Genomic DNA, 11,966 nt, shown 5'->3' on the forward strand with positions numbered 1-11,966 from the left:
TGCGACGAAGCTAGCGCAGCGATGCAGGAGCACAGAGCTTAACGGGCGCTTCCGCTTTTCTAAGCTGTCACCTTATTGAGCTGTGTAAGGCATGAACAATGAGAACATCTTAGCCGCTTCAGCGCGAGTAGCGTTTTTGCTTGGCATGAAGTTACCATTGTAACCAGTTGCAATGCTGTGGTAGTAAAGCATTGTAACAGCTTCCTGCTCTTCAGCAGTCAATTTAGCTGTATCTTTGTATGGAGCGTTTTCATCGTACTCGAAATCGCCGTTGATGTTTTCGAATACACGGTTGATCAACAACGCGAAATGCTTACGAGAGATGTTAGCGTTCGGGTTGAATTTCGTGCCTGCTGCATCTGTACCTTGGATCAAACCAGCTGCATAAGCTGCATGGATTTCATCCTGGCGTACTTGCGGCAAGTTTGAGATATCAGTGAACGGTGAATCTTCGATAACCAAATCTTCATCAATCAATCCTGGAATACGCGTCAGGATTGTAACAGCCTGCCAGCGAGTCAGGTTCTGATCCGGAGAGAATGTATCCAATTCAGTTCCGTTCATGATTCCGCGGTAGTACAAATCTTTAACGTATGGGTATTCCCAATCTTTCATGTTGATGTCTTTGAATGGAACTGTCGGGTTGATGCGGTTTTCAAGCATCGGTGAGATGACTTCCAATTCAGAGATGTAATCGATGAACATTTCATAGTCAATGTTTCCTGGCTCACTTACGCGGCCGTCAGCATACACATCAGCGAATACTGTATAGCCGTCACCGCCAGCAGCAGTGAAAGTGTTTGTTGCAACTTTATAGTTTTTATCGTTTTCAATCTTCGTGCGAACACCGTCTTCAGAAATTACGTTTGCTGAAGTTACACGGCTGCCTACTGGCTGAGATGGATCAAACGAGAATTCCATACCAGCAACGTGAAGGAATCCGCCGCTTTCTTTCGGGAATTCTTTTACGCTGTGTTCAAGTGCAGTTTTAAGCTCTGCACCAGTCAAGTCCATGATTGCCAATGAGTTACCGAAAGGCATAACTGTCAATACTTCACCGATTGTGATTTCACCCACATCGATTGAAGCGCGGATACCGCCGCCGTTTTGAAGAGCGATTACAGTTTCAGGATCGATTTGTTTTGCTGTATTCAACATACCGTCAGTGATGACGTTCCCAAGGTTTGTTTCTGAAGAGCGGACTCCGCCTTCATTACGGCCACCGTTCAGGAATACTTCAGTGTATGCGCCAGCTGATTCGTTTTTCACTTCGTCAACTTCCGCTTTATAGCTTGCAAGCAGTTCTGTAGCTTCAGGATCAGCCGCTGCATCAGAAACTTTATGCAAAGTTACTGGGTGCGTTTCACCTACAGTTGAAGTGATGACACCTTCAGCGTTGAAAGTTACATCAAGTTGACCAAGGTTGTTGTTGTATTGGCCTGTTTGTACGATGACAACCGGCTCGCCGCCGTTATCGATCACTTGGCCTTCAGTTAATGCTGTATGCGTGTGTCCACCGACAATTACGTCAATGCCGGCAACGCCTTCAGCCAACAAGCGATCGTTGTCGAATTGTGCAGAATCGTTGTAGCCGATGTGAGTCAAAGCAATAATTTTGTTTACGCCTTCAGCTTCAAAAGCAGCAACCGCTTCTTCTGCAGCAGCAAGGTAGTTCGTGAATTCAATTGCATCCGGGCTTGAAATGGACGCTGTTTCTTCAGTAGTCAAACCGAAAACCCCGACTTTTTCTCCGTTGAAATCTTTAATGATTCCATCATAGATTTCGCCGTTTCCAAAATCAGCTGTATAAACGTTCTTTTGAAGACCGTCAAACAATGGATCGCCAGAGAAATCAACGTTTGATGATACGAACGGGAATTCAGCGTTTGTTACGAAATCAGCCAATGACTGATGTCCAAATTCACTGCTTCCAAGGTCAAACTCGTGGTTACCGAAAGTCATTGCATCGTAACCCATATAATTCATAAGTTCCAAGTCAGCCAAGCCTTCAAATAAATTGAAGTAAAGACTTCCAGAGAAAACGTCACCAGCGTCAAGCAACAGGCTATTCGGGTTTGCAGCACGAAGCTGTTTGACGAGCGTCGCACGTTTTGGAGCGTTCTCCAAGTTTGCATGCGTGTCATTCGTGTGCATGATCGTTAAATCGAAATCCCCTTCAGCTGCTTCTGCAGCCAGCGGCGCTTGCAAGCCTACCATACTCACTGTCATTGCAGCGGCAATTGAGGCTTTAAACATCTTATTACCCTTCATTCGGCACCATCCTTTGGTTTATTGGTTAGACTGCTTTTTTCAGTTTATGGGAATAAATTATGTAATCTTATGCTGTGGGTGATCTTTTGTTCCCATTCATGAAAGCGCAATCATACGTTTTAAGTTTAGCATGGATGGAATATTTCAACAATATATTATTCGGAAAATTAACAAATTAACAAACCTTTTACAAACCAAAGTCCCATCAGAGCCCTTCTACCCACGAAGTCGTGGTTCACAATTCCTTATTTCAATAAAGTAAACTGCGTTAATGTTCGTGTTTTGTAAATTTTTCAGGCTGAGGGTTTAACTCTTGGCTGGTTAGTATATATGATAGTAGAAGAAAGCCAGGTGAAAATCATTGAATATCAACAGAAAACATTTGGATGAGATTCAATTTGCACGCGCAATCGCCATTTTCGCCGTGCTTGCCGTCCACGCATCATCAACCGGAGTCGGCTTTACCGAACATTCATCTCCGGCATTCAGCATTTATACATTTTTCAATTACGCAGGAAAACTCGGTACACCGACTTTCATTTTCCTGAGCAGCTTCATCCTGTTCTATACCTATTACCACCGCAAACTGACGATGGATCTGTTTAAGAAATTCTACAAAAAACGCATGCTCTACATTCTCGTCCCATACCTTGTCTTTTCAACTTTCTATTTTGGAATTGCAAGCTATATGAACACGACAGTCGGCGTACCATTTGTGCCAGCAGAAGCATTGCCGAATTTCCTGAAAGAATTCTTCACAGGAGATGCGTACTTCCATCTGTATTTTGTCTTTGTCAGCGTGCAGCTATATCTCATGTTCCCGCTGATCTTGTATCTGTTCCAGAAAGTTACATTCGTCCGGCGCTTTGCCATCCCAATCGGCATAGCCATTCAGTGGGCCTGGGTCTTCGCCAATTCTGAAATCTTCCAGGTAGCCAATAAAGGCTCTGTGTCGCTGTCGTATTTCATGTTTTATTTCTTCGGTGCGTTTCTCGGCGTCTATTACGAAAAGATAACCGCTTGGATACTCAATTGGCGCAAAAGCTGGCCAGGTCTCACAGCAGTGTTCGCCGCTTACCTGTCCATGGTAGTCTTATACGTCAGCATCAATTACCTGACGCTGACTGGACAAGCCAGTTTTCACAGTAAGCTCCACGAATTCGCCTGGAGCACACATGCTTTCACAGCTGCAGCGACGCTGTTCATCTTTGTCCATCTGATGCGTTTCTGGAAGTTGCCGAGGATCAAAAGCTTCCTGACGGAAATCGGAACAGTGTCATTCGGATTCTATTTGATCCATCCTTTGTTCCTGCTCATACTGAGACAGATGCTCCCAAGCGGAGACGGCATGCTGTTCCATGCGTGGCAGCTCGCCACCATGGTCATCACCTTCTTCGCCAGCTGGTTCATCGTCCGATTATTCTTCGACTTCGTCCCGCATAGCTGGATCGTGTTCGGGAAAGGCAATAAGATATTTGGCCAAGTGAAGACTGGCAAAGCATATGATAATTAAAATTTTTTCTATTTCTATAATCATTTCGCTTTAGGCGGAAGATTACCTTGCAGAAAGTAATTGAAGATATGGAGCAAAACAGCGAAGACGCCCAGGTGAGCAGGCGAATGCCGACGAAGTGCAAGATCCACTCGGGAGAAGCGTGCTGAGCCCGAGTTAGCTCAGCGCGAGCCACCAGGCAAGCGAAGCTGTTTTGCGGAATATCGGTTTCCTACCTTTCTTTTTCAAAAAGCTAAAAAACCGGCAGACGATTCACTCATCGTCTGCCGGTTTTTATCTATCTGTTTTTCGTTTTCGGTGAAGCTACAATGTATTCGCGCTGTTTCTCAACTTTAGCGCCTGTCAGCAAAAAATCGATTACTTGTTTTGCCGTGTCATTCGCTTTTTGCTGCAGCGGGATGACGCTTTCTTCAAGTTTCTTGATTTCCTTCGGATAATTTGCAAGAATCTCTTCAATGGAAGAGACGATATCATCCGCGCTCCAATCGTCCGAGCTGACATTGCCAAGCACTTTCTGGTCAACAATTTCCGCGAACGAATCAATCTTCGGATCGTATGACAAAGCCACAAACGGCGTATTGCCGACGCTTGCGAAAATCAACGCATGCAGGCGCATGCCGAGAAGAACATCCGATTCTTTGACTGCTGCCATTTTTTCTTCTATTGAACTGTCGTAAGGGAAGATTTCCGCTTTTTGCTTCATCATTCCCGCAACATTTTTAGACGTCTCTTGATCGTATTTGCCGTGCATCGGAATCATCAGGATTTCATGTCCATTGCAAGCGAGCTGATCGAGGCCAGCCGCCACTTTTTTCAGATAGGACAAATCTTCTGTCCAATTCCGGATAGAAACGGAAATGACGCGTTTACTCGCATCCGTGCCTTTCGTCAAACCGCTGCTGAAGCCGCTCGCATCAATGCCCATGACCGGATCCGGCACAAGCTGGATCGGTTTTGAAACGCCGATTGATTGCAGAAAGCTTTTGGAATGCTTGTCGCGCACCGTAATCATTTCTGAACGCTGAAGCACATGCTTCATGATTTGGCGATTGATGCCGCTTTTGACCGGACCCATCCCCTGCGCATAAATTATCACAGGCTTTTTCAGGAACTGGGCAATTTTCATCACGCCCGAGTAATACGAGATGCTCTTCATGCCAGTCTCGTCCTGCAGCAGGCTGCCGCCTCCGCTGATAAGGCAATCCGATTCTTTTAACGCTTTTCTTACTTCGTTGATATTCCATCTATTGACTGCATCAACCCCGTAGGAAGATGCTGTTTTTTCAGGATTATTGGACAGGACTGTGAGATCTACTCCTGGATGATACTCTTTTAATGACTGGATGATGGCAAAAAGGATAGCTTCATCGCCTACATTGTCAAAGCCGTAATATCCGGATAATACGATTCTCATCTCTGCCACCTCCTGTTCAATTCTGTGATAATTTTTTGACTTGCCCACCTATACAAGAATACCAGAATCAGCCCGATTAACAAGCCTAAAACGACACTATATCCTGTACGCAATAAAGAAATGGACAGTGGAATGTGGAAATGCGTGAACGTATTGACCATCGACAGGAAGCCGATGACGGCTGGGATCAGTAAGTAATAGCTCATCGTTTTATATTTTTTAGCCATTTCCAATGCCAGTAAAAAGATTGGCAAGCCAATCAGAAACTCTTTGGTTCGTGGGCGCACATACAATATCTCTTCCAGGAACATGCGGAATTGCAGTTCATAAGGCAGCACTGAGCCTTCATTGCCGGTACGGCCAAGATAGAACACTACAATAGCACCTACCACCGCGATGACAATCAAATGCCCGAAAGTGACATTCGCTCTTATGAATTTCTCCATATTCCCCCACAAAGCATACAGCACAAGAAAGGCGATTGGAAGGAAGTAAACTAATTTAACACCTTTGAAAGCATCTATGCCGAGAATAAAAGCATTGCCATTCAACAGTACGACAATTAACCAAATTCCGATTAGCGTGATGCCCACTGCCTTGAAATAAGAAGAAAAAAGGTAATATTTCGATTCCGTATCCTTTTTCAGCAGCACTGCGAAAACTGGCGTCGTGACTGCCAAAGCAAGTGCAAATGCTTTAAGGATCAACGTCATATCTGTTACAAGATAAGCAAGTGCCAGCAGTGTCAGCCCGCCAATTGCAACGTACGTAAGTTTGCGGTTACCGAAAACAGTCTGTGCAGCCCATGCCAGAAATGCGATGGAGCCGATCAGACCAATAGCAATCTGCCACAAAGGCACTTCGATTTCATCATATAATTCGGATTGCCCGCGTTTGAAAGAAGCAGGCAATTGTTTTTCAATTTCATTGTTCAGCCCTTCAAATGCCAGTACTGCATCTTCATATTCTGCGACTTCAGGATTAACAAAGAATGCACGAATATTCCGCTCTTTAGCACCGCGTGTATACTTATCCGCAATGTCAAAAGCGTTATCTTCCGTTAATCTTTGACTATGCAGGCGGACAACATCCATGTCCATTGTATATGCAGCTGTCTCGAATCCTTTGGTTTTTCCAAACTCAACATTAAATAAAGAATAACCCGCATCAGCAAGACGAGTGCTGAATTCCTTCAATTTTTGCGGTTCAGAGCTGAATGGGGCAGCAGTTCCCGAAAACAAAACTTTATCAACTCCAGGCTGCTTTAAGTCAAGCAGCTCTTCTGCCATTCTTTCTGTATCTTCAATGTTCTTCGAGTCAGCCATTCTCGGCACCAAATTCATTCCGGAATCCAAGACAGCATCGACAATACTCGAATCGTAACCCACAGGAACTTCTAAAATATCATCTGGCGGTCCCGGTACAAAGGTGTAATCTACACCTTCGACTGTAATTTGTCTCGTTTCTTCAAAAACGTTTCTGGTTAAATCATCAAAAGACGAATCCCCATAAGAATGAATGAAAACGCCTTGTTTATCAAAAGGGTGCCTCAGCGGTTCCATTTGATTGAAAATCAGCAATTCACTCATCCGGGGAACACTGATGACTGTCAAATCCCCTTTTTGCTGAAGAGTACGTAAGGTATCAGGCTCCATGCTGATCGTATCGATGCCATCCTCCTGCAATTGGCTTAGAATACGCTCCTGTTCCAATTCCGGATCTTTGATCATCCAGTCCACTATATATTTATAAGGCACGATTGTTTCGACTGTCTTGTTCGATTCCTCTACCTGCACACGGTTATATATAGAAGGAATCGTTAAAATCATCGCGGCCAGGATTATTCCGATTAACACTTTCTGCACTTGCCTACACACCCTTACAATTACTTTGAATTCGTTCTTCCAATGGCGACGCTATTAGGTAACTAGTTTAAAATTAGTTAAGTTTCATATTTTAGATGACATTCTAATTTTAAGAATTAACTGAGATATGGAGCAAAACAGCGAAGACTCCCAGGCGACTAAGCGAAATGCTGAGATCCACTCGGGCGAAGTGTAACGAGCACGAGTTAGCTCAGCATAAGCAGCCAGGAAAGCGAAGCTGTTTTGCGGAATATCGGTTATTAACGAAAGTTTTTTATAAAATAATAAACTTCCTTCTATTATATAGGCAAAAGCCTGTGTAAATCTTTGATTTGCGAAAAATTAACATAACTGTATTATTTAAAGATTTTGTTTACCAACGGCAAGCCGCTCACTAATTCTTTGTCCACCGCTTTCCCTGCAAACAGCAATACGGCATACACTGCTGCGCCAATTGCGATAGCGGCAGTCAGGTAAAGCAGGGCAAATCCGCGTGATGCCGCTTCAAAATCAATAAACAGCGTCGGAATTCCTATTACCGCTCCCATTATCAGCGAAGCAAACAGGATGACGACCGTTCTTTTATTGAATGAAACGAACTTCGCGTGCTTCTGGATAAAGTAAAGATTGGCCACAAACAGTATCAAATACACTAGAGCTGTCGAGATCGCCGCTCCGTCCAGGCCGAAAAGATTCACCAGAATAAGATTCAGGACCAGTTTCACTCCTACTCCTGCAACGATGATCCACGCAGCAAGCCTTGCCTTATTGATTCCCTGCAAAACGCCGGTGCTGAGGATCGTCAGTGATGTGAACAACGAGCTAAGGGAAATGATTGCAAGTACACTGCTGCCGGCTAGGTCCGTGAATAAGCCAAGGTTAATCGGATAAGCCAGCGCAAAAAGCCCGATTGCCGCGGGAACAGTCAGAAGATAGGTCAGGAAAAAGGTCTTTTCGATGACTTTCTGCGTTCCGAGGCTGTCGTTCTGCGCCAGTTTCGCTGAGATATTCGGAATCAGGGGCAGGATGACTGAGCTTGCAAAAACCGTGACGATTTGCACGATTGCCAAGCCGCGCCCATAGATTCCATAGAGATAATTGACATTATCCGATGTATTTTCATAAGCCTTTAAAGCACTTGGGATCGTAATGGAATCCACGAGATTCAATAATGCCATGGTTATGGCACCAAAAGCAATCGGTATGGAAATGGAAAGAATCCGGCCCGCGGTCTTTTTAAAATGGCTGAAGTTATATGGAAGCGATTTTTTCACGCGTACTTCCGAGCGCGTGTAAAGAATACGGAGATAGATCAATGAAGCCAGTGCCCCGAAGATGGAGCCGATCATGATTCCGCCCGCTACTTCACTGTCCGAATAAAGGTTCTGGACAAGGTAAACTGCTGCCAGCAGAATCAAGCCGACCCGTATGAATTGTTCGATCACTTGCGACACAGCGGTCGGGGTCATATTTTCATGGCCCTGGAAATAACCGCGGTAAACCGCCATATATGGAGCGATCAAGAGAGTTGCGGAAACGATGATCAGTGCGGGACGCGTAGAACTCCCTCCCAGGATTTCAGCAATCTGGTAAGAGAACAGATACAACAGCAAGAAACTGCCGATGCCGAACGCAGCCGCGAGAATCCCGGAAGTCATGAAGATATCTTTGACTTCCTGCTCGTCGCCGCGCGCCCTGGACTCGGCGATCAATTTCGAAATTGCGATCGGAATGCCCGCGACTGACAGGATCAAAGCGACCATATAGACCGGATAGACTAAAGTAAAAATTCCGAGCACCTCGTCCCCCGCTATGTTCTGCAGCGGGATGCGGAAGAGGCTGCCCAGAATCTTCGACAGCAATGCGGCTGCCGACAGGATGATGGTGCTTTTCAGTAAAGTGCTTTTCATCGTTTGTTCAAAGCTTTCTTCTGAATGACCGTCAGAGCGAATTTCGGCAATACGAGCATGCGTTTCCAGCGCGATGGCTGTTTCACTAAGCGGTAGAACCATTCAAGATTCATCTTCTGCCACGCTTCCGGCGCGCGTTTAACGTTTCCGGAGAACACGTCAAAGCTGCCGCCGATGCCGATGAAGACCCCTTGGTTAAAGTGGCCGATATGGCCGCCGATCCAATTTTCCTGTCTCGGGAAACCGAGCGCCACAAATACAAGATCCGGTTTGGCATCTTTGATCATTTGCGGCAGCACTGGATCGTTCCAGTCGAAAAAGCCGTTTTGCGCTCCTGCGATTTGGATGCCTGGATAATCGGATTTCACTTTCGCCAGAGTTTCCTGCAGCACATGGTCCGCCGCTCCGAGGAAAAAGACGCGATATTGCTTTTCGTTCGCGACTTCCAGCAAATCCATCATGATGTCGAATCCGCTGACACGTTCCGGCAATGGCTGTCCGACCAGTTGGGCCGCTTTGACTATGCCAATGCCGTCCGCTGTAATGAAATCGGCTTTTTCAAGTGTCTTCTTATAAACCGGATCATTCAATGAGGCCATGACGATTTCAGGATTGGCAGTGACAACGAACGTCTTTTCTTTCTTTTCTATTCTATTTTGCAGAGTCTGGATGAATGCAGCTCTCGTCGTATTAATAAACGGTACGTCCAATATTTTTACGAATTGTGGGGTCATATGTATTCTCCTTATAATGAGGCAAAATATCTCATCATAATATAACACAAAAAAAGGGTGCTGTGTTAAGGAGAATAGACCCTTAAACAGCACCCTGTCTACATATTCGGTTGTTATTTTGCGAGCGGTAATTGTTTGATGTATTCGCCGAGTGAGCCTGATCCATAAGCGAATGCTTCATTATAAGCTTTGTTTTCAGAAACCACTTTATACCATTTAGCTCCTGATACAGTTGATTCACCCAAAATGACAACAGGAATTCCTGCCAGCGGTGTTTTGTAAAGAACTGTATCTGCGCCAGTTGCACCAGCCGCATTGCGGAAGTTCAATCCAGGAGTGTTCGTTACGCCAAGCTTATAAGCATACAGATCTTTTTTCCCTAGGAATTTATCAGCCCGGTACATATGGCCGGCAATTTTCTCTCCCCACAGATGATCAGATGCATAACGGACGTTCATGCCCATTCCTTTGTTGCCAAGGAATGATCCGTTATAGTTTGTGCCTGTCACTTTCTGGTAGCTGCCATTTACATGCTGAGCAGCGTGAATGATGGAATCTTTATAACTAGCATAAATTTTCGCGCCATTATACGCGTCGCCGTCAACAGCGTTTAATCCGAATAAATTCTTTTTATCCTGTGCGATCAAGCTTGTGCCCCATTGGCTTTCATGCAATGCGTGTGCCAATAGATAGAAAGCATTCACTTTGTATTCTTCTTCGACTGCTTTGAAGAACTCCCCTGTCCCGACAAGCGGGCTTTCAGTCCACACTTTGCCGTGCACTTTTTTATCGTAGTAAGGGAAGGCTTCCAGAAGGTATCTGTCCAACTCTTCAGCTGTGTAATTCGTTTTTGTCGCGAGCTGCAATTTGTTGAAATACTGATGGGATTCCGTCACTTTCTTGCCAGCGGCATCTGAGAAGTTCGCCCCATCCCAGCTGTAATACTTTGTGCCGGCCTGGAAAGCTTCCGGTGCAACGCCAATGATTCCGGCAGTCGCATATGCTTTTGTATTGTGGTTATAAATATAATGAATCAGTTCGCCGTTAGTCGTCGTCTGGTAATAAGACTGGCCAGTAAGCAACTGTTTAGGATGAAGATTCACTGTATTTGATGGAACATAGCCCACTTTACCAGCCAATTCCACTTTCACATACTTATCAGTTGCGCCGAGGTATTTCATTTCAGCGTTCGCTGTCACGTACGGACGGTACTTTGTATTCCAGTCTGTTTTCAATGTTTCCGTTGGGAATACTTCAGTGAATTTATTGGCTACCGCCAATCCCTCACCTTTCATCCACAAAATTTGGCTGCTGCGCTCAACCAATTGAGCCGTACTGTTGTTAGCTACGTATTTTTGAGCGTCTGCAAATGTATCGAATTCTTCAACGACGATAGTTGCCCCGTCCTTAATGGTTGAAGCCTGAAATTCTTTCGGCACTGGTGGAAACACGATATCGCGTCCTCTCAACATAAGCAATGCCACCATCCAACGTTCAGATTTTCCTTTAGGAGCAAATGTGTTATTTTCATTACCTTTGATAATTCCAAGGTGAGTCAGGATTCTGACATCTTCTTTGTGGTCGTTATGGATCAATGAAGTGTCGGAGAAAGCAAGTTGCGGGACCTCTTTCATGTCCGTAACAATACCTTTTGCCTTCATGGCACGTGATACCATACTTGCCATTTGTTCACGGGTGATTAAATCATCCGGCTTGAAAGTGTTATTCGGATAACCATTAACAATACCCGCTTTAACAGCATCCAGGATTGGAGCTGCGAACCATTTATCTGCCGGTACATCTGTAAAAGTCATTTCAGTTGCTGCCGCACTTGTAAATTCAGCGCTTTGCACTTCCGATTCCAGTTCAAATGATTTTACAACCATTTTTGCAAATTCAGCTCGTGTCACTTCACGTCTAGGTTGATATGTACCGTCCGGATAACCGTTCAATACGCCAAGATCGATTAACTCACGCATTTCGTCTTCATATAGGTAACCTGTTAAATCATCTGCTGCACTTGTTTGCAGCGGAGTCAGCGACGAAAGGACCAGAAGCATTGCTACTAAATAAATTACTGTTTTCTTCATTCTCTGATGAATCCCCCTTTTTTCTGTATGAAACTAGTAATCGGCATATTAAGTGTTTCGTTAATAGCCTGTTAACACTTTATATCATTTTTCTGCGGCAAACTATACATCTATATATCTAAATTTAACCATTTTTTCATACAGATATGACCATTGCCTAAAAATAAGT

At 44.7% G+C, this 11,966-nt stretch carries 7 protein-coding genes; 1 reads left to right on the plus strand and 6 read right to left on the minus strand.

Going from position 1 to position 11,966, the window contains the following annotated elements:
• Positions 1–72: 72 nt before the first annotated feature.
• On the minus strand, positions 73–2,271 hold the full coding sequence (locus AC2Q9J_RS09515) for a 5'-nucleotidase C-terminal domain-containing protein (protein ID WP_499039328.1): 2,199 nt from the start codon (positions 2,269–2,271) through the stop codon (positions 73–75).
• Positions 2,272–2,632: 361 nt separating this feature from the next.
• On the opposite strand from AC2Q9J_RS09515, the gene AC2Q9J_RS09520 reads away from it, so the two are divergent.
• Positions 2,633–3,784 carry an acyltransferase gene (locus AC2Q9J_RS09520; RefSeq protein ID WP_499039330.1) on the plus strand — a complete coding sequence of 384 codons (1,152 nt, stop codon included), beginning with the start codon at positions 2,633–2,635 and terminating at the stop codon, positions 3,782–3,784.
• A gap of 277 nt (positions 3,785–4,061) precedes the next feature.
• On the opposite strand, the gene csaB is transcribed toward AC2Q9J_RS09520, so the two are convergent.
• From csaB to AC2Q9J_RS09545, 5 genes are all read right to left on the minus strand, one after another.
• Entirely contained in the window at positions 4,062–5,198 is a 1,137-nt protein-coding gene (gene csaB / locus AC2Q9J_RS09525) for a polysaccharide pyruvyl transferase CsaB (RefSeq protein WP_499039331.1), read from the minus strand.
• Entirely contained in the window at positions 5,195–7,063 is a 1,869-nt protein-coding gene (locus AC2Q9J_RS09530; RefSeq protein WP_499039332.1) for a DUF5693 family protein, read from the minus strand. The genes csaB and AC2Q9J_RS09530 overlap by 4 nt, the downstream gene beginning before the upstream one ends.
• A 356-nt stretch (positions 7,064–7,419) precedes the next feature.
• Positions 7,420–8,973 (minus strand): putative polysaccharide biosynthesis protein, encoded by a 1,554-nt coding sequence (locus AC2Q9J_RS09535; protein WP_499039736.1) that lies wholly within the window; start codon positions 8,971–8,973, stop codon positions 7,420–7,422.
• Positions 8,970–9,707: a WecB/TagA/CpsF family glycosyltransferase gene (locus AC2Q9J_RS09540; protein ID WP_499039334.1), complete on the minus strand. Its 738-nt coding sequence runs from the start codon at positions 9,705–9,707 to the stop codon at positions 8,970–8,972. The genes AC2Q9J_RS09535 and AC2Q9J_RS09540 overlap by 4 nt, the downstream gene beginning before the upstream one ends.
• 113 nt (positions 9,708–9,820) lie before the next feature.
• A complete protein-coding gene (locus AC2Q9J_RS09545; RefSeq protein WP_499039336.1) occupies positions 9,821–11,797 on the minus strand; it encodes an S-layer homology domain-containing protein in 1,977 nt (658 codons plus the stop codon).
• Between the last annotated feature and the right edge of the window lie 169 nt (positions 11,798–11,966).

It is taken from the genome of Planococcus sp. RAB007_Raresut (assembly GCF_057369535.1).